Source organism: Variovorax sp. J22R115 (assembly GCF_030317005.1).
GTDB lineage: Bacteria > Pseudomonadota > Gammaproteobacteria > Burkholderiales > Burkholderiaceae_C > Variovorax.
The window spans coordinates 218,434-242,773 of the sequence record NZ_JASZYM010000011.1 but is presented as its reverse complement, the minus strand read 5'-3'; the positions used below and the strand labels follow the sequence as shown (position 1 = coordinate 242,773).

The window sequence follows — 24,340 nt, the reverse complement described above, 5'->3', positions numbered from 1 at the left end:
TCCGTTCCATTTCATTCACCACAAGGAGACAAGCAGCATGACTTCCATCACCCGACGCCTGGCGCTGAGCGCCGTCGCCGCCGCGAGCTTCGCGGCCTTTCCGGCCCTCGCGGCCGAGCCGGTGAATCTCGGCGTGTCGATCCCGGCGGCGACGCACAGTTTCATGGGCGGCATCAACTACTGGGCCAACCAGGCAAAGAAAGACCTGGAGAAGGAGCACAAGGACCTGAAGATCACCATCAAGACGGCAGCCAACGCGCCCGAGCAGGCCAACCAGCTGCAGGACTTGTCGACGGTGACGAAGATCAACGCGCTGGTGATCTTCCCCTTCGAGTCGGCCGCGCTGACCAAGCCGGTGGCCCAGGTCAAGGCCAAGGGCACCTACGTCACCGTGGTCGACCGCGGCCTGACCGACACCAGCGCGCAGGACGCCTACGTCGCGGGCGACAACACCGCCTTCGGCAAGATCCCGGCCGAGTACATCGCGAAGAAGCTCAACGGCAAAGGCAACGTTGTTGCGCTGCGCGGCATTGCCACCACGCTCGACAACGAGCGCATGGACGCCTTCAACAGCGTGCTCAAGAATTACCCCGACATCAAGCTGCTCGACGCCAAGTACGCCAACTGGAACCGCGACGACGCCTTCAAGGTCACGCAGGATTACCTGACGCGCTTCAAGAACATCGACGCCATCTGGGCCGCTGACGACGACATGGCCGTCGGCGTGCTGAAGGCGGTTGAGCAGGCCAAGCGCGACGACATCAAGGTGATCTTCGGCGGCGCCGGTGCCAAGGGCATGGTCAAGACCATCATGGACGGCAAGGACAAGCGCATCGACGCGGACGTGAGCTATTCGCCGAAGTTCATCTACGACGCGATCAAGCTCACGGCAGAGGCGCGCCTGAAGGGCGAGAAGCTGCCGGCGACGACGATCATTCCTTCGGTGCTGATCACGAAGGACAACGCGAAGAGCTTCTATCACCCTGATAGTCCTTTCTGAGCTCGCCCCCCAGGCTGCGCGCACTTCGTGTCGCTTCGCCTACCCCCTGACCGGGGGCGACACCAGCGGACCGGCAAAGCCGGTTCCGCGGTGTTTCACCAACGGCGCGCGCTTCGCGGCGCATGAATACCCATGACTCACGATACTTTTCAACGCAGGCTGCGCTACGCCATGGTTGGCGGGGGGCGTGACGCTTTCATCGGCGCGGTGCATCGCAAGGCGATCGCGCTTGACGGACAGGTCGATCTCGTTGCGGGCGCGCTGTCTTCGAGTCCGGAGAAGGCCAAGGCGTCGGGGCGCGACCTGTTCCTGGCGGACGACCGCAATCACGGTGATTGGCAATCCTTGCTCGACGACGAAGTGAAGCGGCCGCTCGATGAGCGGGTCGACTTCGTTTCGATCGTCACGCCGAACCATGTGCACTTTCCGGTGGCGCATGCCTTTGTGGAGGCGGGCTTTCACGTGGTGTGCGACAAGCCGCTCGTGCATACCGGCGAACAGGCCGATGCGCTGGTGGACGCGGTGGCGCGCAGGGGCACGGTATTTGGCGTCACGTACAACTACACCGGCTACCCCATGGTCAGGCAGGCGCGGGAGATGGTGCGCACTGGCGAGTTGGGCGAGATCCGCAAGGTGGTCGTCGAATACAACCAGGGCTGGCTTGCGACGCGGCTCGAAGGGGAAGGCAACAAGCAGGCGGCCTGGCGCAGTGATCCGGCGCGCAGCGGCGCGGCAGGTGCCATCGGCGACATCGGTTCGCACGCGGAGAACCTGGTGGCCACGGTCACGGGGCTGGAGATCGAAAGCCTCTGCGCGGACCTGAGTTCGATGGTGGCCGGGCGTGCACTCGATGACGATGGCAGCGTGCTGCTGCGCTTTCGGGACGGCGCGCGCGGCGTGCTGATTGCATCGCAGATCAACACGGGGCTGGAGAACGACTTGCGGCTTCGCGTCTCGGGCTCGCTGGGCACGCTCGAGTGGCGGCAGGAGCGGCCGAGCGAGTTGGTGCATCTGCCGCACGATGGGCCGAAGCGCATCCTCACGCGGGGAGCGCCCTGGCTGTGCGAGGCGGCACAACGCGCGAGCCGGTTGCCGGCCGGGCATCCGGAAGGCTTCATCGAGGCTTTCGCGAATGTCTATGGCGGCGTCGTGGCGGATATTCGCGCGCGGCTCTCGGGTGTGCCGGTCGATCCGCTGGCCACGGACTATCCCCGCGTAGAGGACGGCGCGCGTGGGGTGCGTTTCATCGAACGCACTGTGGCTTCGGCGCAGAGCGAAGCCAAGTGGACGGCGTGGTGAACTGAGCCCTGCCGCCAAGGCGTAGGCCCCTACCGACAACGTATCGCGCCGGGGCCGCGACGCAGGATCGGGCAGCACGACCTAGGATGGCGGTCGCGCCATGACCCATCCATCGACCGATGTCCCCGCTTCAAGCGACCTCGTCGTCGCTCGGCCCGAGGGCCTCTACTGCCCGCCGGGCGATTTCTACATCGACCCGTGGCGCCCGGTCGATCGCGCCGTCATCACGCACGCGCATTCGGACCACGCGCGCGTGGGGCACGGCCACTATCTCGCGCACACCGACAGCGCAGGCACGCTGCGCAACCGGCTCGGCGAGATCGCGCTGCAGACGCTGGCGTATGGCGAGAGCATCGTCCACCACGGCGTGCGGCTGTCGCTTCATCCGGCAGGCCACGTGCTTGGATCGGCACAGGTGCGGCTCGAGCATGGCGGGCGCGTGTGGGTCGCGTCGGGCGACTACAAGACCGAGCCCGACAGCACCTGCGTGCCCTTCGAGCCGGTGCCTTGTGACACCTTCATCACCGAGTCGACCTTCGGCCTGCCGATCTACCGCTGGCCGACACAGCAGGTGCTGTTCGCCGAGATCAATGACTGGTGGCGGTCCAACGCGCAGCAGGGCAGGGCGTCGGTGCTGCTCTGCTATGCGTTCGGCAAGGCGCAGCGGATCCTGCACGGCGTGGACGCGAGCATCGGACCGATCGTGGTGCACGGCGCGGTCGAGCCGCTGAACGCCGTCTATCGCGCAGCCGGAGTCGCCTTGCCTCCCACTTTGCGCGTGAGCGATCCGGGTGTCGATGCGGCGCTGCTCCAGCGTGCGCTGGTGCTCGCGCCGCCGTCGGCGCAAGGCACGCCATGGATGCGCCGCTTCGGCAACTACTCGGATGCCTTCGCGAGCGGCTGGATGCAGCTGCGCGGCACGCGGCGGCGCCGGGGTGTGGACCGCGGCTTCGTGATGTCGGACCACGCCGACTGGCCCGGTCTGCAGCAGGCCATCGCCGGGACCGGCGCGGAACGCGTGTTCGTCACGCACGGCAGCGTGGCCGTGATGGTGCGATGGCTGAGCGAGAACGGCCTGGATGCGCAAGCCTTCCGGACCGAGTACGGAGATGAGGACGCAGAGAGTGGCGCAGAGGCCGCAGCGACCACGGCAACGCCATGAAGCAGTTCGCCGCGCTCTACCGTGAGCTGGACGCGACCACTTCAAGCCTGGCGAAGCAGGCGGCCCTGCAGCGCTATTTGCAGAGCGCCGCGCCAGAGGATGCCGCTTGGGCCGTGTACTTTCTCTCCGGCGGAAAGCCGCGGCAACTCGTTCCCTCCAAGTTGCTGCGGCTGCTGGCGCAAGAGGCCGCAGGCTTGCCCGAGTGGCTCTTCGACGAAAGCTACGAGGCCGTCGGCGACCTGGCCGAGACCATCTCGCTGTTGCTGCCCCCGCCCGACGAAACGCACGACCTCGGGCTTGCGGCCTGGATCGAGCAGCATCTCCTGCCCCTGAGAAAGACCCCGCCCGATGCACTGGCGGACGCCCTGCGCTCGCAATGGAAGCGACTGGCCGCGGAAGAGCGGCTGGTGTACTTCAAGCTCATCACCGGCGGCTTTCGCGTCGGCGTCTCTCGGCTGCAGGTCACTCAAGCCTTGGCGGCCGTCGGCGGGCTCGATCCCAAGCGTGTCGCGCAGCGGCTCATGGGCTACACGCACGTCAGCGGCCAGCCGACGGCTGCCGACTACGCCGCATTGATCGCGCCGGAAAGCACGGGCGAACTCGATCAGCAGACGAGCGGACAGCCCTATCCCTTCTTCCTTGCGCATCCGTTCAACCTGCCTGTCGAAGCATTCCAGACCACGATCGGCCCGCCGTCGCAATGGATCATCGAATGGAAGTGGGACGGCATTCGTGCGCAACTGGTCAAGCGCGCCGGGCAAGTGTGGCTGTGGTCGCGCGGCGAGGAGCTTGTGACCGATCGCTTCCCCGAACTGGCGGTGATGGGCGAGACGCTGCCCGAAGGCACGGTGCTCGACGGCGAGATCGTGGTGTGGCGCGACGATCGGGTGCAGCCCTTTGCCGAATTGCAGAAGCGCATCGGGCGGAAGACGCTGGGCCCGAAGCTGCTGCGCGAGATCCCCGTCGTGCTGCTGGCCTATGACCTGCTCGAATGGCAGGGGCGCGACCTGCGCGCGCTGCCGCAGCAGGAGCGCCGGGTGCAGCTCGACGAACTGCTCGCCGACGCGCAGCACCCGGCGCTCCTTGCCAGCCCGATGCTGCACGGTGCAAGCTGGGACGATTTCGCACGCCAGCGCGAAGCCGCTCGCTCGATGGGCGTCGAAGGGATGATGCTCAAGCAACGCCATGCGCTCTACGGCGTCGGCCGCACGAAAGACGTGGGCGTGTGGTGGAAGTGGAAGATCGATCCGCTCTCCGTCGACGCCGTGCTGGTCTATGCCCAGCGCGGCCACGGCCGTCGCGCGAGCCTCTACAGCGACTACACCTTCGCCGTGTGGGACGGGCCGTCCGAAGCCGGGGATCGCAAGCTCGTTCCCTTCGCGAAGGCCTACTCGGGGTTGACCGATGCCGAGATGGCGCGCGTGGATGCGGTGATCCGCAAGACCACCGTGGAGAGCTTCGGCCCGGTCCGCAGCGTGCGGCCGACGCTGGTGTTCGAACTGGGCTTCGAAGGTATCGCGCGAAGCACCCGGCACAAGAGCGGCATCGCGGTGCGCTTTCCGCGCATGCTGCGCTGGCGGGAGGACAAGCCGGTGGAGGAAGCCGACACCTTGCAGACGCTCGCCGCGTTGCTGCCCTCATGAAGGTGACAAAGCGCGCGCTGGATGAGTGGTTCGCCGCACGCGGCTGGACGCCCTTCCGGTTTCAGCGCGAAGTGTGGAAGGCGATCGCAGACGGCCAATCGGGTCTGCTGCACGCCACCACGGGTGCCGGCAAGACCTACGCGGCCTGGCTCGGTGCGCTGCTTGCGTTTGCGGGTGAAGCGCCGAAGCGCCGCACCGGCGCAGGTGCTCGCCAAGCGGCGCCGCTCACCGTGCTCTGGCTGACGCCGATGCGCGCGCTGGCGGCCGACACCTTGCGCGCCTTGCAGCAGGCCCTGGACGGCTTCGGTGCAGAGGCGGACGCCTGGAGCGCCGGTGCGCGAAGCGGCGATACCAGCGCGGCCGAACGCAGCGCACAGAACCAGCGGCTTCCCACCGTGCTGGTGACCACGCCGGAGAGCCTGTCGCTGCTGCTCTCGCGCGCCGACGCGAAGGAAGTGCTCGGTACGCTGCGCATGGTGGTCGTCGATGAATGGCATGAACTGCTCGGCAGCAAGCGCGGCGTGCAGGTGCAGCTTGCATTGGCTCGACTGAGGCGCTGGAACGCAGGGCTTCGCGTGTGGGGCATGTCGGCCACTCTGGGCAATCTGGATGAGGCGATGCGCACGCTGCTGGGCAGCGAGCCGGGCGTGCTGGTGCAGGGCGAGGTGCCCAAGACGCTGGTCATCGATTCGCTGCTGCCCGGCCGCGCCGAGCGATTTCCGTGGGGCGGGCACCTGGGTCTCACGATGCTGCCGCAGGTCATCGACGAGATCGCGGCCAGCACCACCACGCTGGTCTTCACCAACACGCGCTCCCAATCGGAGATCTGGTATCAGGCGATGCTCGAAGCGCGGCCGGACTGGGCCGGGCAGATCGCGCTGCACCACGGCTCGCTCGATCGTGCCGTCCGCGAATGGGTCGAGCTTGGCCTGAAGAACGGCGAACTGCGTGCGGTGGTCTGCACGTCGAGCCTGGACCTGGGCGTGGACTTCCTGCCGGTCGAGCGCGTGCTGCAGATCGGTTCGCCCAAGGGCGTGGCGCGACTGCTGCAGCGCGCCGGGCGCTCGGGCCATGCGCCGGGGCGGCCGTCGCGGATCACGCTGGTGCCGACCCACAGCATCGAAATCGTGGAAGGCGCGGCTGCACGCGCCGCGATCGCGGCCGGCCACATCGAGGCCAGGACTTCGCCGGAGCAGCCGCTGGATGTGCTGGTCCAGCACATGGTAACGATCGCGCTGGGCGGCGGTTTCCTGCCCGATGCGCTTTACGACGAGGTGCTTGAGACCGTCGCCTATGCCAACTTGTCGCGCGAGAGCTGGCAGTGGTGCCTGGATTTCGTGTCGCAAGGCGGTCCATCGCTCTCGGCCTATCCGGACTACCGACGCGCCGTGCCTGATGCGGCGGGCGTCTGGCGTGTGCCCGATGCACGGCTCGCGCGTCGCCATCGGTCGAACATCGGAACCATCGTGAGCGATGCGAGCATGTCGGTGCAGTTCGTCAGCGGCGGCAAGATCGGCAGCGTGGAGGAGGGCTTCGTCGCGCGGCTGAAGCCCGGCGACTGCTTTCTGTTCGGCGGACGCCTGCTGGAACTGGTCCGCATCCACGACATGACGGCCTGGGTCCGGCGCGCGAGCGGAAAGCGGCCCGCCGTGCCGCGCTGGAATGGCGGGCGCATGCCGCTGTCGAGCACGCTGGCCGATGCCGTGGTGCAGCAGCTCGCGCTTGCCGGCGAAGGCCGCTACGACACGGCCGAACTCCGGTGCGTGCGCCCCTTGCTCGACATCCAGCAGCGCTGGTCCGCGGTCCCGACGCCGCAGACACTGCTCGCCGAAGTGCTGAGGACGCGCGAGGGATGGCACCTGTTCCTCTACCCGTTCGCCGGGCGACCCGTGCACCTGGGCCTCGCGAACCTCATTGCGTGGCGCGTTGCGCAGCACGAGCCGCGCACCTTCTCGATCGCGGTGAACGATTACGGCTTCGAACTGCTGAGCGCGACGGAAGTCGACTGGCCGACCCTGCTGCCGCAGGTGCTCGTGGCCGGACATGACGCCCAGGCGCTGGAGGCCATCGCGCAGCATGACGAGCGCACGGCGCTGCTGCACGAGGTGCTCGCGTCGCTGAACGCGAGCGAGCTCGCACGGCGGCGCTTCCGCGAGATCGCGCGGGTGTCCGGCCTCATCTTCCAGAGCTTTCCGGGTGAAAGACGGAGCAACAAGCAGCTTCAGGCGTCCTCCTCGCTGTTCTACGAGGTGTTTCGCAAGTACGACCCGGCGAATCGCCTGCTGCAGCAGGCCGAGGAGGAATTGCTCGCGCAGGAACTGGAAATCGGCCGCCTCCGTGCCAGCCTCTTGCGCATGGCGACGCAGCGGCTGGTCGTGCAATCGCCGACGCGTCCCACGCCCTTTGCCTTTCCGTTGATGGTGGAGCGATTCCGAGAAAAGCTCTCCAACGAAAGCGTGGCGGACCGCATCGCGCGCATGGTGCAGCAACTGGAGACGGCCGCGGGCGGTGGGATGCAAGTCGGCGATGCGGAACAGGTCAGGGAGACGCTGCGCTTCGGCCAGGAGCAGACGTCGGACGCGAACGCGCCCGGGGACGCGGCTTCGCACAGAAAGCGCAAGGCCTCCCGGCCGCTTCCTCCGCTGTGAGCCGGCTGGGCAGCCCGGCATCTGGGAAACTCGAAGCGTGACCTCCACCCCGAAAGCCTGCCGCGTCGAATTGGCGGGCCAACAGATCGAACTCCTGCCCGACCCGGCCCTGTGGTGGCCGGCCGAACGTGTGCTGTTCATCGCCGATCTCCACCTGGGCAAGGCGGCCACCTACCGTGCGCTCGGCCAGCCGGTGCCCAGCGGCACCACGCAAGCGAATCTGGCGCGCCTCGATCGGCTGATCGATCGCCATGCGCCGGGCGAGATCGTGTTCCTCGGGGACTTCCTGCACGCCGCCCAGGCTCGCACATCGCAGTTGCTGGCCGCGGTCGAGGCATGGCGTGACCGGCATCCGGCGCTGGCCTGTACGCTGGTGCGGGGCAATCACGACAGCCGCGCCGGCGACCCACCCGCCTCGCTGCGAATCGGCGTCGTGGACGAGCCGCATCCCGTCGGGCCGTTCGCCGCCTGCCATCACCCTCAGCGACAGCCTGCGCGCTTCGTGCTGGCGGGCCATGTCCATCCGACCTTGAAGTTGCACGGACGCGGTCGCGACAGCGTGCGACTGCCGTGCTTCGTGCAGGAGGGCGACCAGCTGATACTGCCTGCCTTCGGCGAGTTCACCGGTGGCTGGCGGGTCGATGCCGCACCGGATCGCCGTCTCTATGCGGTCGGCGGTGATGCCGTATGGAAGGTGTGAAATCGATGTGCAAAATGGCCCCATGGACAACCCTGGCGAAGTGAACCCCGGCGTGGATCTGCGCGAGCACGCCGTTTACCTGTTGACGGAAATCGCGCCGATGGCCGACATGGCGTTCGAAGAGGCGCGCGTCGTGGTCGATGCCATGCGGCCCGTGCACGTGCTGGCCGACACACTCCTGTTTCAAGAAGGGGATGCGGTCGGCAACGACTACATGGTCCTCGTGCTGGAGGGCCAGGTCCGCGCGGAGACGAGCACCGGCATGCCGGGCGAGGACGTGGTGATCTCCGTCATCGGTCCGGGCAGCCTGATCGGCGAGATGGGCGTCATCGACGGTGGCCCGCGCTCGGCGAGCTGCACGGCGATCACCGACGTCAAGATGGGCGTGCTCTCGCGCGCCGCTCTCATGACGCTGATCGCGGAACACCCTGCCGCGGCGGCGCGCCTGATGCTGGGCTTGTCCAAGGGGCTCGCCGAGCGGCTGCGCGAAAGCAATCGCCGGCTGCGCACGGTCTCGCAGGTCACGCGCGCCTTGCAGTCCGAACTGGACGCGGCGCACTCGGTGAACCGCAGGCTGCTTGATTCGCAGGATCTCTGAAGTCTCTCCGCCTCAGAGCACCACGGGCTCGTCAGGCAGTTCGTTGCTGTCGGCCTGGCCTTCGGCGAGCGGGAAGTGCTCGACCAGCAGCGCCGAGACTTCTTCGAGCGCCTGAGTGAGGCCGTCTTCGAAGCGCCCTTCGCGGAAAGCCGCGCCCATGCGCTGCGCCATCGCGGCCCACTGGTCGTCGCTCACGCGCGCGTCGATGCCGCGGTCGGCCACGATCTCGATCGCGTGCTCGGCGAGCAGCAGGTAGATCAGCACACCGTTGTTGTCCTCCGTGTCCCACACGCGCAACTTGCCGAACAGCGTGATCGCGCGCTCGCGCGGCCGCGCGTCGCGCCACAGGTAGGACATCGGCAGGCCGGCCTCCACGCAGATGCGGATCTCGCCACTGTGCCGCCGCTCGCTCGCGCCCACGCGGCGCTCCAGGCGGTCGAGCAGATCGATCGGCAAGGCGCGGCGCACCTCGGCTTCGTCGATCCAACGATGGCGCCAGAGCCGCGCGAGACGGGAAAGCATCGATGCCATGGTCACCAGTCTCCCGAGGCGCCACCGCCACCAAAGTCACCACCGCCACCCGAGCTGAATCCTCCACCCGAGGAACCGCCGCCCCACCCTCCGCCGCCGCCGCGTCCTGCGCCCCAGCCCCCCAGGCCGCCGCCCAATGCGCCGCCGCCCAATGCGCCGCCGCCGAAGCCGCCGCCGCGCCGCCCGGCGCCCGCGCCGAAGGCCATTGACAGCAGGGTGAAGAGCAGGGCGCCCAGGCCGGCCAGCACCGCGATCACGATGCTGGACGTCAGCACCATCACGACGACCCCGGTCAGCCCGCCCATCGCGAGCGAGCCCGGGATCTTGCCGAGGATGCGGCGCGCGATCGGCCCGCCCACCAGCACGGCGATGAAGAAGAACACCGCGAGGTCCTGCCAGTTGAATCCCTCGCTGCCGCCGCGGCCGTCGCTGAAGTCACCGCCGCGCGCATCCACCTCGGGCAGCGCCTCGCCCTTAACCCTTGCAATGAGCTGGTCGGCCGCGGCGTCGAGCCCGCCGGCGAAGTCGTTCTGCCGGAAGCGCGGCTTCATCGCGTCATCGATGATGTGCGCGGCCGCGAGGTCGGGCACCGCGCCCTCCAGCGACTTCGCGACCTCGATGCGCATCTTGCGGTCGTTCTTGGCGACCACCACGAGGATGCCGTCGCCGACCTGCTTGCGGCCGATCTTCCATTCGTTGCCGACCCGGTTGGCGTAGCTCGCGATGTCCTCGGGCTGCGTGGTCGCGACCATCAGCATCACGATCTGCGAACCCTTCTGCTGCTCGAAAGCCTGCAGCTTGGCTTCGAGCGCCGCGCGCTGCGCTGCGCTCAGCGTGCCCGTCTGGTCGATGACGCGCGCGTTGAGCGCGGGCACCGGCAGCAGATCCTGCGCGTGCGCACCGAAGAGCGCGCACGCCAGCAGCAGAAAGGCCGTCAGCGCGTGCCGAAAGCGGACAGCCGTCATGGCGGGTCGCTGCTGCGCCTACTTCTTGGGTGCGTTGAAATCGACCGTCGGCGGCGTCGAGATCTGGGCTTCGTTCTGCACCGTGAAGTTGGGCTTGGGGTCGTAGCTGAACACCTTGGCCGTCAGATTGGTCGGGAAGCTGCGCGCGAGCACGTTGTATTCCTGGACGGTTTTGATGTAGCGGTTGCGTGCCACGGTGATGCGGTTCTCGGTGCCTTCCAGCGTCACGCGCAGATCGCGGAAGGCCTGGTTGGCCTTGAGGTTGGGGTACTGCTCGGCCACGACCATCAGGCGCGACAGCGCGCCCGATAGTTCACCTTGCGCCTGCTGGAACTTGTTGAAGGCCTCGGGGTTGTTGAGCGTCTCGGGCGTCACCTGGATCGAGGTGGCCTTGGCGCGCGCCTCGATGACCCTGGTGAGCGTTTCCTGCTCGAAATTGGCTTCGCCCTTGACCGTGGCGACGATGTTCGGCACCAGGTCCGCGCGGCGCTGGTATTGATTGAGCACTTCGCTCCAGGCCGACTTGCTCGCCTCGTCGAGACGTTGGAAATCGTTGTAGCCGCAGCCCGCCAGCGTCAGCGCTGCGAGGATGATCAATAGCCAGCGTTTCACCATGATGGCGCTCCCAGGTTGCGAAGTTCGCGAAGGTAGCATAGATGGATGGCGGTCGACCCTCTTCAAGTCCTGCAGGCCGCGAATCGCAGGCCAGCGCCAAGCCTTGCGCCCGGCGATTCGGCGGGCACCTTGCTGATCGCCGGCGCCACCGGCGCGCTCGGCCATGAACTGGTGCGGCGCCTTGCCGGCAGGCATCGCTTCGACCACACCCGCGTGCTGGCGCGCGAGCCCATTCGCGACGGGCTGCCGGGCGTCAAAACCGTGGTCACGCCGAGCACTCCGATCGCGCAATGGCCGGTCCTGAAGGCCGATACCGCGTTGATCTTGTTCGAGCCGCCGCGTCTCTATTACGACCGCGAACGCGCGCTGTGGACGCCGGAGCCCGCGCAGCTGCCGGCGCTCGCCGCCTGGCTGCGCGAGTGCGGCGTGCAGACCCTGGCCGTCGTGCAGCCGCATGCGCAAGGACGGCTGCCGGAAGCGCTGAAGCGCGGCCTCGCCAGCCTCGACGAACAGGCGGTCGTGGCACTCGGCTTCGATCGTGTGATCCTCGTGCGCTCGGCGCAGAAGCCGGCACCGGAGCACTTTGCCAATCCCGCCGAGCGGCTCGCCGCATGGATGCTGTCCATCGGCCGGTTCATGGTGCCGGCGAGCGAGCAGCCGGTGCGTGCGTCGAAGGTGGCCGAGCTGGTCGACGTGGCGTTGCGCATCGCGCCGCCGGGCGTGCACGTCGCCGCGCCCGAATTGGTCTGGCGGGCGGCGCAGGGCGAACTGCGCGCCGTCGTGGAAGGCTGGGTGACGCCGGCATTGCCCGCTCCATGATGCGAAACGGCGCTACGCCGCGACACGTCGTCCTTCTCCGCCCGAGGCAAAATCGACGCATCCGACAGCACCATCCATGTCCACCAAGACCAAACTCCGTGCCGCCACCGTCGGCGGCACCGCCGACGACATCGAAACGGCCTTCTACGAGGCCTTGCAGCGCGGCGACGTCGATTCGCTGATGGACTGCTGGGCCGACGAGGAGGAAATCTTCTGCGTTCACCCCGGCGGCCCGCGCCTCGTGGGCGCCGACGCGATCCGTGGGGCGTTCGAGCACATGTTCGGCAATGGCGCCATCCATGCGACGCCGGCCCGCGTGCGCAAGGTCGAATCGCTCGCGAGCGCGGTGCACAACGTGCTGGAGCGCATCGAGGTCATCACCGCCGAAGGGCCGCGCCATGCCTTCGTGCTGGCCACCAACGTCTATCACAAGACCCCGCAAGGCTGGCGGATGGTCGCCCATCACGCCAGTCCAGGCAGCGCCCAGGATCCTGGGGACACGGGCGACGCACCCCAGACCATCCACTGATGCAATACGTCGCACCCCGTTGGTTGCCGGGCGGCAACCTGCAGACCATCTGGCCCGCGCTCTATGCGCGGCGTGTCGAGGCGCCTTTGCCCGACTACCGCCGCGAGCGCTGGACCACGCCGGACGGCGATTTCATCGACGTCGATTTTCTCGAAGCCGCTGCGCCGCGGCCGCTGGCGAGGCCGCTGTTGGTGCTGTTCCACGGCCTCGAAGGCTCGTCCCGCAGCCACTACGCCGAGGCCTTCGCCGCCTTTGCGATGGAGCGGGGCTGGGACTACGCGGTGCCGCATTTCCGTGGCTGCAGCGGCGAGCTCAATCTGGGGCCGCGTGCCTATCACTCGGGCGATTTCGAGGAAGTCGGCTGGATCCTCGCTCGGCTGCGCGCTCGGCAGGAACAGAACGGCGGCGGGTCGATGCTGGCGGCCGGCGTCTCGCTCGGCGGCAATGCGCTGATGCGCTGGGCGGAAGAGGCGGGCGGCGAGGCCTCGAAGCTGGTCAGCGCCGTCGCTTCCATCTCGGCACCGCTCGATCTCGCCGCGGGAGGCGAGGCCATCGGGCGGGGCTTCAATCGGCTGGTCTACACACGCATGTTCCTGTCGACCATGAAGCCCAAGGCGCTGGCGAAGCTGGCGCAGCATCCTGGGCTTTTCGACCGCGACAAGCTCCTGGCGGCCCGAAATCTGTACGACTTCGACAACATCTTCACGGCACCTCTGCACGGCTTTCGCGACACGGACGACTACTGGACGCGTGGCTCGGCCAAGCCGCTTCTGCATACGATCCGCGTTCCCGCGCTCGTGGTGAACGCCGCCAACGACCCCTTCGTCCCCGCGAGCAGCCTGCCGCGCAAGGGCGAGGTCGGAAGCCACGTCACGCTATGGCAGCCCGCGCACGGCGGCCACGTCGGTTTTCCGCTCGGCTCGCCGCCAGGGCACGTCCGAGGCATGCCCGAGCGCGTCGTCGATTGGCTGGCCGGACGCTGATCCCCAGCCTGCTCCCGGGCGGAGCAAAATGGCCCAATGGATGACATCGTCAAACAGGCGCTTGCCAAGTGGCCGAATGTGCCGCACTGCTACGGCTGGCTCGGGCTCGACGCGCGGGGCAACTGGTACTTGCGCGACGACCGCACGCAGGCCACCGGGCCGTTTCCCGTTGCCAAGGGCTCGCTGCTGCAGCACGAAAAGCTGATCGACTTCATCCAGCGCAACTACGAGCATGACGCGCAGGGGCAGTGGTTCTTCCAGAACGGTCCGCAGCGCGTGTACGTCGAGCTTGAAGCCGCACCCTGGATCTGGCGGCTCGGCGGAGATTTCTCCGTCAAGTCCCATTCGGGCCTGGCCGTCGAGCCATCGGCCTGCCTGCTCGACGAGGAGGGCAAGCTCTATCTGGTTGCGCCCATCGGGTTGGGCCTGATCCACACGCAGGACACGGGCCTGGCCGCCGAGGCCGTCGAGCAGGGGCGTTGGGTGCCGGAAAACGTTCGCGCTGCGGATTTGCCTGCGCGCTTCGGGCACGTGATGAGCCCGGCCGCGAGCCAGCCGGCCAAGCCCGCTGCGCCGGGCTGAGCGAAAACGGCGCAATGAAAAAGCCCGCAGGACGCGGGCTTTCTTGTCTGGGAGGCGGAGGTTCTTACTTGCCGTTCGTCGCGGTGGCGGCGGGAGCTGCCGGCGCCGCGGCGGGCGCAGGTGCCGCAGCATCCGCGGCGGCAGGTGCTGCAGCGGCCGCTTCGCCCGCCGCCGGGCGTTCGGGCGTCGGGAACTTGGCGCCCCCTGCATTGGCCAAGTAGGCCACGGCACGGCCGATTTCGAGGTCTTCGAAGTCTCCGCCGCCTTGCGGAGGCATCGCGCCCTTGCCCTTCAGCGCATGCTCGAGCAGCGTGGCAAAGCCCTGCCCAATGCGAGGGCCCCAGGCCGCAGCGTCGTTCAGGTGCGGTGCGCCGGGGATGCCCGGGCTGCCGTGACAAGCCACACACTGGGCCTTGAACACGGTTTCGCCGGTGGCGAGGGGACGGTTGGCATCGCGAATCTCGATAGAGCCCACCTTCTTGAGGCGTTCTGCGATCTCGCGATCCCGGGCTTCCTTCGAAACCCCGTAGAGCGACATGCTGTCACCCTCTGCGGAACCCGAGGGATGGGTGCCGGAGACCACGTACGAAACGAGGGCAGCAATGATCAGGATGGGCGCAATGAAGGAGAAAAATACCGCCAGCAGGAGTTGCTTCGGGTTCTTGATCGGGCCGGTGTGGGCTTCTTCTGTCGCCTGGTAGTGCGGTTCTGCGCTCATTGCGTCCTCGGTATCGGGGGCTTTTTTCGGATCAACCGGCGATTATAGAGAGGCGCCCTGGGCGCCCCCCTTTCACCCGTCAATGTGTGGCCCAGCCGCCACCCAGCGTCTTGTACAGCGTCACCTGGTTCTGCAGCAGCGACTGCCGCGTCTGCGCCGTCGCGAGTTGCGACGTGAAGAGCGAGCGCTGGGCGTCGAGCAGGTCGAGTCCGCTGGCGATGCCGTTGCGATAACGCATGTCCGACAGCCTGAATCGCACCTCCTCGGCATTCGTCTGCGCCACGAGTGCGCGCAACTGATCGTCGAAGGTTGCGCGGCCCGCGAGGGCGTCGGCGACTTCGCGGAATGCCGTCTGGATGGTCTTCTCGTACTGCGCCACCGCGATCTCGCGTCCAGCGCGTGCCGAGTCCAGGGTGGCCTGGTTGGCGCCCGCATTGAAGATCGGCAAGGTGATCTGCGGCGCAAACGCCCAGGCCTTCGATCCGCTCTTGAAGAGACCCGAGAACTCGGTGCTCGCCGTGCCGATGGACGAGGTCAGCGTGACGCGCGGGAAGAAGTTCGCACGTGCCGCGCCGATGTCGGCGTTGGCCGCGATCAGCTGTTGCTCGGCGGCGCGGATGTCCGGGCGTTCGCCCAGCAGGTCGGACGGCAGCCCGGCCGGCAGGTCCTGCATCGGCGCCAGGGCCTTGAGCCCTTCCTTGCTGCCTACGATCGCCTCGGGCGGCACCGGGGCACCGATCAATTGCGCGAGGGCGTTCTCGTTCTGCATGCGCACGCGCTGCTGCTGTGCATAGGCTGCGCGCGCCGTTTCCGCCTGCGATTCCGCGAACCGGAAGTCGATCTCCGACGAGACGCCGTTGTCGAAGCGCAGCTTCGTGAGTTTGAGCGACTCGTCGCGCGTCGCCATCGTCTGGCGTGTGATCTCGAGCACTTCGTCATCGCCCAGCACCGCGAGCCATCCGTTGGCCACGGCGGCGATCAGGCTGATCTGCGCCGCCTTGCGTGCTTCCTCGGTGGCGAGGTACTGCGCGAGCGCGGAGTCCTTGAGGCTGGCGATGCGGCCGAAGAAGTCGATCTCCCATGCCGTGAAGCCCAGCCCGACCGAGTAGCTTTCGGACACTCCCGGCCCGAGCAGCGATGGCCGCTGCCGAGTGCCGCTCGCAGTCGCGTCCACTGCCGGGAACAAGGCCGAGCGCTGGATCTGGAACTGCGCGCGCGCCTGCTCGATGTTGAGCACCGAGATCCGCAGGTCACGATTGTTGGCCAGCGCCAGTTCGATCAGCTTCTGGAGCCGCGGATCCGTGAAGAAGTCCTGCCACGCAATCGTGGAAGTCAGCGGCTCCCCCGCACTCGAAGGCTGCGCGTTCGGAAAAACCGCCGGCACCGGCGCCTCCGGCCGCTCGTACTTCGGAATCAGCGAACAACCGCTCATCAAAAGTGCTGCGCCAAGCGCAGCGAGCCGAGTTCGTGAAACACCGCGGAACCGGCTTTGCCGGGCCGCTGGTGTTGCCCCCTGCAAGGGGGTGGGCGTAGCGACACGAAGTGCGCGAAGCCTGGGGGTGTACTTGGTCATCATGCTTCCTCGATCCCAGCCGCCTGCGCATGGCGCTTGTCGGCCTCGTGCTGGCGCTCGCTGCCCTTGAACAGGCTGCGCACGACCACGAAAAACACCGGCACAAAAATCACCGCGAGCGCCGTGCCGGTCAACATGCCGCCCAGCACGCCGGTGCCGATCGCGCGCTGGCTCGCCGAGCCTGCGCCCGTCGCCAGCACCAGCGGCAGCACGCCGAGGCCGAAGGCCAGCGAAGTCATCACGATCGGCCGGAACCGCAGGTGCGCCGCGGCCAGTGCCGACTCGATCACGCCCTTGCCCTGCGCCTGCAGGTCCTTGGCGAACTCGATGATCAGAATCGCGTTCTTCGCCGAGAGGCCGATGATCGTGATCAGCCCCACCTGGAAGTACACGTCGTTCGCCAACGAGCGGAACAGCGTTGCCAGAAGCACGCCCAGCACGCCCAGCGGCACCACCATGATCACCGCCAGCGGGATCGTCCAGCTCTCGTACAACGCGGCCAGGCACAGGAACACCGCCAGGATCGCGAAGCCGTAGAGGATGATGGCCTGGGAGCCCGCGAGCTTTTCTTCGCGCGACTGGCCGGTCCATTCGTAGCCGAAGCCCGGGGGAAGTTGCGCGGCCAGCTTTTCCATCTCGGCCATCGCAGCGCCCGAGCTGAAACCATGTGCCGCCGAGCCCGAAATGCGGATCGCCGGATAGCCGTTGTAGCGCACCGTCTGCTGAGCGCCCGTGATCCAGCGCGTCGTCGCAAAGGCCGACAGCGGCACGGGCAAGCCCTTGCTGTTGCTGGCGTTGAGCTTGAGCAGATCCTCGGGCTGCATCCGCGCCGGCGCATCGGCCTGCACCACCACCCGCTGCAGACGACCCCGGTTGGGGAAATCGTTCACATAGGTCGAGCCGAGCGCGGTCGACAGCGTGGTGTTGATCGCATCGAAGGTCACGCCCAGGGCGTTCGCCTTGTCGCGGTCGATCTCGATCTGCAGCTGCGGCGCATCTTCGAGGCCGTCCGGCCGCACCTGTGTGAGGATGGGGCTCTTGCTCGCCATGCCCAGCAACTGGTTGCGCGCATTCACCAGCGCCTCGTGGCCCGCGCCGGCGCGGTCCTGCAGGCGGAAGGTGAAGCCGCTCGCGTTGCCCAGTTCGGGAATGGGCGGCGGGCTCAGCGGATAGATGAAGGCATCGCGCACACTCGAGAGCGCACCGAAGGCCCGCCCCGCGAGGGCATCGGCCGACTGGCTTTGCTCATGGCGCTTGTCCCAGTCCTTGAGCGTCACGAAGGCGAGACCGGCGTTCTGGCCCTGGCCCGAGAAGCTGAAGCCCAGCACCCCGACCATGCTCTGCACTTCAGGCTGCTTGAGGATGTAGGCCTCGACGTCCTTGATCACCGACAGCATGCGTTCCTGCGTCGCACCCGGCGGCAGCTGCACGTTGATGATGATGTTGCCCTGGTCTTCCTGCGGCAGGAAGGAGGTCGGCAACTGGCGATACACCACCACGACCGCGCCGATGATCGCCGCGTAGATCACGAGGTAGCGTGCCGCGCGCTTGAGGATGCGCGCCACCACGCTCTCGTAGCCCTTGGCCGTGCGCGAGAACCCACGATTGAACCAGCCGAAGAAGCCCTTCTTCTCGTGGTGATGACCGGCTTCGACCGGCTTGAGCAAGGTCGCGCACAGCGCCGGCGTGAGCGACAGCGCCATGAAGGCCGAGAAGCCGATCGACGCCACCATCACCGCCGAGAACTGGCGGTAGATGTTGCCGGTGGAACCCGCGAAGAAGGCCAGCGGCACGAACACCGAGATCAGCACCACCGTCACACCGATGATGGCGCCCGAGATCTGCCGCATCGCCTTGCGCGTGGCTTCGAGCGGGGAGAGTCCTTCCTCGCTCATGATGCGCTCGACGTTCTCGACCACCACGATCGCATCGTCCACCACGATACCGATCACCAGCACCATGCCGAACATCGTCAACACGTTGATCGAGAAACCCAGCGCGAGCAGCGTCGCGAAAGTACCCAGCAGCGCGATCGGCACGACGATGGTCGGGATGATCGTGTAGCGCCAGTTCTGCAGGAACAGGAACATCACCAGGAACACCAGCGCCACGGCCTCGAACAGCGTCTTGACCACTTCGGTGATCGAGATGCTCACGAAGCGCGAGCTGTCGTAGGGGATGGTCCACTTCACGCCTTCGGGGAAGAAGCGCGAGAGTTCGTCCATCTTGGCGCGGATGGCCTTGGCCGAAGCCAGCGCATTGCCGTTCGGCGCGAGCTGGACGCCGATACCGACGGCCGGCTCGCCATTCAGGCGCGCCGACGTCGAATACGACTGGCCACCCAGCTCGATGCGCGCGACGTCGCGCAGCCGCACCGCCGAACCATCGGTGTTGGCGCGCAGCACGATGCTGCCGAACTGCTCGACCGTCGTGAGCTGGCCGTTGACCACCACCGTGGCGGCGATGGCCTGGCCGGGCGAATTGGGCAGGTCGCCGATGATCCCGGAGGACACCTGCGCGTTCTGCGCCCTGATCGACGCGTTCACGTCGGCCGGCGACAGGTTGAAGCCCTGCAGCTTGGCCGGATCGATCCAGATGCGCATGGAGCGCTCGGTGCCGAACAGCTGCGCCTGGCCGATGCCGGGCACGCGCTGCAGTTCAGGCACCACGTTGCGCGCCGCGTAGTCGCCCAGCGCGATCGGGTCGTAGGCCGGGTTGTCCGACGAGAGGATCGTGAACAGCAGGAAGTTGTTGCGCGACTTGTCCACGCGCACGCCCTGCTGCGTCACCGCCGCCGGCAGCCGCGGGGTGGCGCGCGACAGGCGGTTCTGCACGTCCACCTGCGCGAGGTCGGGATTGGTGCCCGTCTCGAAGGTGATCGTGATCGTGCCGGTGCCGTCCGCCTGCGCGACCGACTCCATATAGATAAGACCTGGCGAGCCGTTCATTTCGCGCTCGATCACCGACAGCACGCTGTCTTCCAGTGTCTGGGCCGAGGCGCCGGGGTAAGCCGTGTTGATGACGATGGCCGGCGGAGCCACCGGCGGGTATTGCGAGATCGGAAGCTGCGTGATCGCCACGCTGCCCATCACGATGATGAACAGCGCGATCACCCACGCAAAGATCGGACGGTCGATAAAGAACTTGGCCATGCGGGCGCGCTCCTTACTGCTTCGCGGCGGGAGCCGGAGCGGCGGCTGCCGCGGCAGCAGGAGTGGCCGGTGCAGGGGCCTTCCACGGCACTGCCTTCACGGGCGTGCCGGGCGGCATCATCTGGAGCTTCTGGAAGCCGTCGACCATCACCTGTTCGCCGGCCTTCAGGCCTTCGAGCACCACCCACTGGTTGTCTTGCGCGGCGCTGATCTTCACCGTGCGCTTGCTGAGCTTGCCGTCGGGCTCGACCACGGTCAGCGTGTCACCTTGCTGCGTGCGCGTGACAGCCTGCTGCGGAACGGTGATGGCGTTGGCCGCCTGCGCCTGCTCCAGCCGCACGCGCACGTACAGGCCGGGCAGCAGCTCGCCCTTGGGATTGGGAACCTCCGCGCGCAGCGTGACCTGGCCCGTGGTCGCGTCGACCGTCAGGTCGGAGAACAGCAGCCGGCCGGGCAGCGCGTATTCGGTGCCGTCTTCGAGCACCACGCGAACGCTCGCGGCATTGGGGCCGCTCGCGCGCTTGAACTGGCCGGCCTCCATGGCGCGGCGCAGACGCAGCACATCCGTCGCCGACTGCGTGAAGTTCACGTACATCGGATCGATCTGCTGGATCACGGCCAGCTCCGTGGCGTCGTTCTGGCCCACCAGCGCGCCTTCGGTCACCAGCGCGCGGCCGATGCGGCCGGAAATCGGCGCGGTCACGGCGGCGTAGCTCATGTTGATCTTGGCGGTCGTCAGCGCGGCGCGGCTCACGCCCACGTCGGCCTCGGCCGTCTTCTGCGCCGCCACCGCGTTGTCGTATTCCTGCTTGCTTACCGCGTTGGCTGCGACCAGCGGCTTGTAGCGCTCGGCCAGCGCCTTCGCCTGCGCCGCATTGGCTTCGGCGCGCGCCAGGCTGGCCTCAGCGCTGCGCTGGGCTGCGGCGTAGGGGGCCGGATCGATGCGGAACAGCGGCTGGCCCGCCTTCACGTCGCTGCCTTCCTTGAACAGCCTTTCGAGCAGGATGCCGGCCGCACGGGCACGCACCTGCGAAACGCGCGAGGCTTCGAGCCGGCCCGGCAGTTCGGTGATCAGGCCGACGTTGGTCGGCGTGGCGACCACCACGCCGACTTCGGGCGGTGGCGGCGCGGCGCCACCGGCTCCCGGGGCGGCGCCCTTGCCGCAGGCCGTCAGTGCCAGAAGCACGGCGGTGGCGGCGGCAGCGGCTGCGAGGCGCGGGGAGAACAATGAGTGGCGCGAGACATGCAGGACGGGCATGCGATTCCTTTGAAGCGAGGAAGATGACGATGCATGGTTCGCGCCAGCGCCTAAAGCAACACGGCGAACATGACCATCGGGAAAGGGCTGTAGTTTACATACATTCATGCATGTATAGTGACAGCCGTGCGCAATTGCGCATTCTAAGAAGGGAGACTAAGTGGTTCGTCGTACAAAGGAAGAGGCGCTCGAGACGCGGCATCGGTTGCTCGATGCCGCCGAAGTGCTCTTCCAGGCCCAGGGGGTGTCGCAGACCTCGCTGCAGCAGATCGCGCAGCAGGCTGGAGCCACGCGCGGCGCGATCTACTGGCACTTCAAGGACAAGGCGGACCTGTTCAACGCCATGATGGACCGCGTCAAGCTGCCGCTGGAGGCAGCCGCGCAGCAGGTGACCGGTGGCCCCGAAGCCGACCCCATCGAGGACGTGGAACGCATGATGGCCGAAGCCCTGAAACTGATGACCTCCGACCCCCAGGTGCGCCGCGTTTTCGACATCGCCACGCACAAGGTCGAATACACGCACGACATGCAATCGGTGCATCAACGGCACCTGGACGCCCGCAACGCCTGCGTGATCGATTTCGAGAAAGCCATGCTCGCCGGCGCCCGCCGCGCCCGCATCCGGCTGCCGATCCCCGCGGCGGCGGCGGCGCTGGGGCTGCATGCGCTGATCAGCGGATTGATCCAGGACTGGCTGCTGGACCCAGAGGCCTTCGACTTGGTATCGACCGGGCGGCGGACGTTCCGGGTCTACCTGTCAGGGCTGGGTTTTGTCAGGCCTTTGGCGAGCGGCGGCTGATAGGCGATAATGGAGGGCTTCTGACCTCGTCAGGAGACAACCATCTCGCTGTATTTCAACGGATAGAATTCGGCCCTCCGAAGGCTGAGATCCAGGTTCGATTCCTGGCGGCGGGACCAGTTGGCGAGATCACAGCGTCTCAATAAGCATCAAAACCCGCACGTTTCCCCAGCGTAGCGGGTTTTTCTTTGCCTCAAGTCGCCTCACGGCGTAACATCCCATCGCAGCGAAATACCATCATTTTTGTTGGTAGTTCTGGTAAACCAAAAAACGGATACCAACACAGGGGGATCAGCGATGGCACTCAACGCCACCTTCGTGAAGCAGCAAGCGCACAAGGGATCAAGTAACGGGGAGAAGTACGCGGACGGGGGTGGCATGTATTTGCACGTCACAGCGACGGGGAAGTACTGGCGGCTGAGCTACCGGTTTGCTGGCAAGCAGAAGACCCTTGCCCTTGGCACCTATCCCGACGTTTCCTTGATCAAGGCCCGAGATCGGCGCGCCGCTGCAAGGACCTTGCTGGCTGATGGGATTGACCCGGGGGTTGCAAAACGCGAAGAAAAGCAAAACAAGGCCGAGGCGGCGGCGAACACCTTCGAGGCGGTGGCGCGTGACTGGCTGGCCAAGTCGGCGAATCGTCGCGCAGCAGTGACACAGGCCAAAGTCACCAATTGGCTGGAGAAGGACGTATTCCCCTTCATCGGCACGATGCCAATCACGACCATCAAAGCCAAGGATGTGCTGGACAGGGTCGCCCGCCGGATGGAAGCGCGTGGAATCCACGAGAGCGCGCATCGGATCGTGCAAATTTGCTCGCAGGTTTTTCGCTTCGCAGTGGCGACTGGCGTCGTTGATCGCGACGTTACTGCGGACTTGCGTGGAGCGTTGGTGGCGATCAAGAAAACGAACTACGCCGCGATCACCGAGCCGAAACCGGTCGGCCAACTCATGCGGTTGATCCATGCTTACAGCGGGCATCCGACCGTCGTCGCGGCGTTGAAGCTTTCGCCGTTGGTGTTCCTGCGCCCAGGTGAGTTGCGGGCAGCGGAGTGGTCTGAGATCGATCTCGACGCAGGGCAGTGGCGCTTGCCCGCCAGCAAGATGAAGATGAAGATTGAACATGTTGTGCCGCTTTCGCGCCAGGCAGTCGCGATCCTGCGCGAGGTGCAGCCGGTCAGCGGCCATGGACGCTACGTGTTCCCCAGCATCCGCACTGGCGAGCGCTGCATGAGCGAGAACACCATCAGCGCAGCGCTGCGCGGCATGGGATATTCAAAGGATGCGATGACCGCGCATGGTTTTCGCGCCATGGCCAGGACGATCATGGACGAGGTCCTGGGGGAGCGCCCAGACTTGATTGAGCACCAACTCGCGCACACCGTCAAAGACCCCAATGGCCGCGCCTACAACCGCACTGCGCACCTTCCCGCACGCAAAGAGATGATGCAGCGTTGGGCGGACTACTTGGACAAGCTTCGTGTTGGTGCGGAAGTGATCGAGTTCCGCAAGTCCCATCGATAGCCCGCTTTTTGCTCAGAAAGCAGCAGGTGTAAAGGGCCGTTTCTGGCCGATTTTCAAGGTGTGGAGGAAAAATTGAGGAAGAACTACGTGCGTCGCAGCGACGTGACCTTGCTTGTCGATCTGACCGATCGTATCAAGGAAGAGATGGGCATGGATTTAGCCGAGGCTGCTCACGTTGTCCACGCCTGCTTGCCAACTGCCATGTGCGAGGCCGAGGTCTGGATCTTGCCCGCTCGAGGTGAATCTCCATACCTGTCCGATAGCGAGCCCAGCGAGTTGATCTCACGCTACATCAGTTCCAAGTGGTGGCTGTATCGACGCGCCCCAATTGACCCTTTGCAGGGCGGCGGCCCCGTTGACGAAATCCGCGAGATGGGGCTTCTACAGCTTGACGCGGAGGAACTTGTCCGGCGCGTTCATGAGTATGTTGGTGATCCGACTCAGATCCCCGATTTACGGCACGGATACATGAACCCTTTGCATCCACGCTACGCGCCCAAGTTGGCCGCGGCTGTGCGCGCGTGGCAGGCCGTCGATGACGAAGGCAAGACGAGTCCGAAGCAAGCGCTCGAAGGATGGCTTCGGGCCCATGCAGACGATTTCGGGCTCACAAACGCAGCCGTCGAAGAATGCAGCAAAGTGGCGAATTGGAAAGCTCAGGGTCGCGCCCCCAAGACCCCTTCTGCGTAACCTACCCACCCCCTGGGGGCTAACCTACCCCCCCCTTGGAGGCCGCGCCGCTGTTGGGTTTCCAGGGTTTTGGGGCTGATCTGAAGCGATTGTTTCGGCCTAGATCCTCTGCGCAATTGTTCGAGGGGGATGGGTAGGTTTTCGCAACCTGCCCACCTATTCGGCAGCGTCCGACGTGAAGATATTCGTGTCCTTCTACACCACAGGACGACACGAAATGTCTCAGAAACCCAAGTGGATGCTGACCGCGATCGCAGCCGCAATCCCGCCTCAATTGGCAGCATCCAGCATCCCCACTGAAAAGCCCGCGCAGATCACCCAGTCGATTTTTGATGCGCTTCCCGACAGCGCATTCATCCGCGAAGCTCAGTTGGTGCAAAGCCCCAAGCGGCCCGACACCCCCGCGCCGTTGCCCTTCAGTGCAGCTACGCTCTGGCGCAAGGTGAAATCCGGCACTTTCCCGGCGCCGTGCAAGCTTTCTGCGCGCGTCACCGCGTGGGAGGTGCGGGCCGTCCGGGCTTGGATCACCGCGCAATCCGTGGCGGACTGAAG

General features: G+C 66.5%; 22 protein-coding genes and 1 tRNA gene. 16 read left to right on the top strand and 7 right to left on the bottom strand.

Going from position 1 to position 24,340, the window contains the following annotated elements; translation table 11 throughout:
• The first annotated feature begins 37 nt into the window (after nucleotides 1–37).
• The 7 genes from QTI04_RS20745 to QTI04_RS20715 all read left to right on the top strand — a co-directional run bounded on the left by QTI04_RS20745 (nucleotide 38) and on the right by QTI04_RS20715 (nucleotide 9,050).
• Nucleotides 38–1,000, top strand: coding sequence for a substrate-binding domain-containing protein (locus QTI04_RS20745; RefSeq protein WP_286617373.1), 963 nt, complete (start codon nucleotides 38–40; stop codon nucleotides 998–1,000).
• Nucleotides 1,001–1,132: 132 nt separating this feature from the next.
• Nucleotides 1,133–2,299: a Gfo/Idh/MocA family protein gene (locus tag QTI04_RS20740; RefSeq protein WP_286617372.1), complete on the top strand. Its 1,167-nt coding sequence runs from the start codon at nucleotides 1,133–1,135 to the stop codon at nucleotides 2,297–2,299.
• Nucleotides 2,300–2,399: 100 nt separating this feature from the next.
• Nucleotides 2,400–3,461 (top strand): ligase-associated DNA damage response exonuclease, encoded by a 1,062-nt coding sequence (locus QTI04_RS20735; protein WP_286617371.1) that lies wholly within the window; start codon nucleotides 2,400–2,402, stop codon nucleotides 3,459–3,461.
• A complete protein-coding gene (locus QTI04_RS20730) occupies nucleotides 3,458–5,104 on the top strand; it encodes an ATP-dependent DNA ligase (RefSeq protein ID WP_286617370.1) in 1,647 nt (548 codons plus the stop codon). The genes QTI04_RS20735 and QTI04_RS20730 overlap by 4 nt, the downstream gene beginning before the upstream one ends.
• Complete coding sequence (locus QTI04_RS20725) at nucleotides 5,101–7,752, top strand: ligase-associated DNA damage response DEXH box helicase (protein ID WP_286617369.1); 2,652 nt, start codon at nucleotides 5,101–5,103, stop codon at nucleotides 7,750–7,752. The genes QTI04_RS20730 and QTI04_RS20725 overlap by 4 nt, the downstream gene beginning before the upstream one ends.
• A 37-nt stretch (nucleotides 7,753–7,789) precedes the next feature.
• Nucleotides 7,790–8,452 carry a ligase-associated DNA damage response endonuclease PdeM gene (gene pdeM, locus QTI04_RS20720; protein WP_286617368.1) on the top strand — a complete coding sequence of 221 codons (663 nt, stop codon included), beginning with the start codon at nucleotides 7,790–7,792 and terminating at the stop codon, nucleotides 8,450–8,452.
• A complete protein-coding gene (locus QTI04_RS20715; RefSeq protein ID WP_286617366.1) occupies nucleotides 8,394–9,050 on the top strand; it encodes a Crp/Fnr family transcriptional regulator in 657 nt (218 codons plus the stop codon). Before pdeM ends, QTI04_RS20715 begins: the two co-directional genes overlap by 59 nt.
• Nucleotides 9,051–9,062: 12 nt before the next feature.
• Here QTI04_RS20715 and QTI04_RS20710 read toward each other — a convergent pair whose 3' ends face one another.
• From QTI04_RS20710 to QTI04_RS20700, 3 genes are read right to left on the bottom strand one after another with little or no spacing between them, the layout of a single operon-like run.
• Nucleotides 9,063–9,581 (bottom strand): TPM domain-containing protein, encoded by a 519-nt coding sequence (locus QTI04_RS20710; RefSeq protein WP_286617364.1) that lies wholly within the window; start codon nucleotides 9,579–9,581, stop codon nucleotides 9,063–9,065.
• A 2-nt stretch (nucleotides 9,582–9,583) separates the two neighbouring features.
• On the bottom strand, nucleotides 9,584–10,546 hold the full coding sequence (locus tag QTI04_RS20705) for a YgcG family protein (protein WP_286617362.1): 963 nt from the start codon (nucleotides 10,544–10,546) through the stop codon (nucleotides 9,584–9,586).
• A gap of 18 nt (nucleotides 10,547–10,564) precedes the next feature.
• Complete coding sequence (locus QTI04_RS20700) at nucleotides 10,565–11,161, bottom strand: LemA family protein (RefSeq protein WP_286601483.1); 597 nt, start codon at nucleotides 11,159–11,161, stop codon at nucleotides 10,565–10,567.
• Between the two features lie 45 nt (nucleotides 11,162–11,206).
• On the opposite strand from QTI04_RS20700, the gene QTI04_RS20695 reads away from it, so the two are divergent.
• From QTI04_RS20695 to QTI04_RS20680, 4 genes are all read left to right on the top strand, one after another.
• Nucleotides 11,207–11,980: a hypothetical protein gene (locus tag QTI04_RS20695; RefSeq protein ID WP_286617360.1), complete on the top strand. Its 774-nt coding sequence runs from the start codon at nucleotides 11,207–11,209 to the stop codon at nucleotides 11,978–11,980.
• A 76-nt stretch (nucleotides 11,981–12,056) separates the two neighbouring features.
• The gene (locus QTI04_RS20690) at nucleotides 12,057–12,509 is read left to right on the top strand and encodes a nuclear transport factor 2 family protein (protein WP_286601486.1); all 453 of its coding nucleotides are present in this window, start codon (nucleotides 12,057–12,059) and stop codon (nucleotides 12,507–12,509) included.
• Nucleotides 12,509–13,492 carry a YheT family hydrolase gene (locus QTI04_RS20685; protein WP_286617358.1) on the top strand — a complete coding sequence of 328 codons (984 nt, stop codon included), beginning with the start codon at nucleotides 12,509–12,511 and terminating at the stop codon, nucleotides 13,490–13,492. Before QTI04_RS20690 ends, QTI04_RS20685 begins: the two co-directional genes overlap by 1 nt.
• 36 nt (nucleotides 13,493–13,528) lie before the next feature.
• On the top strand, nucleotides 13,529–14,074 hold the full coding sequence (locus QTI04_RS20680) for a DUF2946 family protein (RefSeq protein ID WP_286617356.1): 546 nt from the start codon (nucleotides 13,529–13,531) through the stop codon (nucleotides 14,072–14,074).
• Nucleotides 14,075–14,138: 64 nt separating this feature from the next.
• Here the strand turns inward: QTI04_RS20680 and QTI04_RS20675 are convergent, their stop codons facing one another.
• The 4 genes from QTI04_RS20675 to QTI04_RS20660 form a co-directional block, all read right to left on the bottom strand.
• Nucleotides 14,139–14,792, bottom strand: coding sequence for a cytochrome c5 family protein (locus QTI04_RS20675; RefSeq protein WP_286601489.1), 654 nt, complete (start codon nucleotides 14,790–14,792; stop codon nucleotides 14,139–14,141).
• Between the two features lie 79 nt (nucleotides 14,793–14,871).
• Nucleotides 14,872–16,224, bottom strand: a complete 1,353-nt coding sequence (locus tag QTI04_RS20670) for an efflux transporter outer membrane subunit (RefSeq protein ID WP_286601492.1) — start codon at nucleotides 16,222–16,224, stop codon at nucleotides 14,872–14,874.
• Nucleotides 16,225–16,364: 140 nt separating this feature from the next.
• Nucleotides 16,365–19,517 (bottom strand): efflux RND transporter permease subunit, encoded by a 3,153-nt coding sequence (locus tag QTI04_RS20665; RefSeq protein WP_286601494.1) that lies wholly within the window; start codon nucleotides 19,515–19,517, stop codon nucleotides 16,365–16,367.
• 13 nt (nucleotides 19,518–19,530) lie between these two features.
• Entirely contained in the window at nucleotides 19,531–20,775 is a 1,245-nt protein-coding gene (locus tag QTI04_RS20660; protein WP_286601496.1) for an efflux RND transporter periplasmic adaptor subunit, read from the bottom strand.
• A 160-nt stretch (nucleotides 20,776–20,935) separates the two neighbouring features.
• Here QTI04_RS20660 and QTI04_RS20655 point away from each other — a divergent pair, with 160 nt between their 5' ends.
• The 5 genes from QTI04_RS20655 to QTI04_RS20635 all read left to right on the top strand — a co-directional run bounded on the left by QTI04_RS20655 (nucleotide 20,936) and on the right by QTI04_RS20635 (nucleotide 24,338).
• Nucleotides 20,936–21,574: a TetR family transcriptional regulator gene (locus tag QTI04_RS20655; RefSeq protein WP_286617354.1), complete on the top strand. Its 639-nt coding sequence runs from the start codon at nucleotides 20,936–20,938 to the stop codon at nucleotides 21,572–21,574.
• Nucleotides 21,575–21,618: 44 nt separating this feature from the next.
• Nucleotides 21,619–21,693: transfer RNA gene (locus QTI04_RS20650), tRNA-Arg, on the top strand.
• 178 nt (nucleotides 21,694–21,871) lie between these two features.
• Entirely contained in the window at nucleotides 21,872–23,098 is a 1,227-nt protein-coding gene (locus tag QTI04_RS20645; RefSeq protein ID WP_286617352.1) for an integrase arm-type DNA-binding domain-containing protein, read from the top strand.
• A gap of 72 nt (nucleotides 23,099–23,170) precedes the next feature.
• Nucleotides 23,171–23,788: a hypothetical protein gene (locus QTI04_RS20640; RefSeq protein ID WP_286617351.1), complete on the top strand. Its 618-nt coding sequence runs from the start codon at nucleotides 23,171–23,173 to the stop codon at nucleotides 23,786–23,788.
• A 187-nt stretch (nucleotides 23,789–23,975) separates the two neighbouring features.
• Nucleotides 23,976–24,338, top strand: coding sequence for an AlpA family transcriptional regulator (locus QTI04_RS20635; protein WP_286617349.1), 363 nt, complete (start codon nucleotides 23,976–23,978; stop codon nucleotides 24,336–24,338).
• The last annotated feature ends 2 nt before the right edge of the window (nucleotides 24,339–24,340 follow it).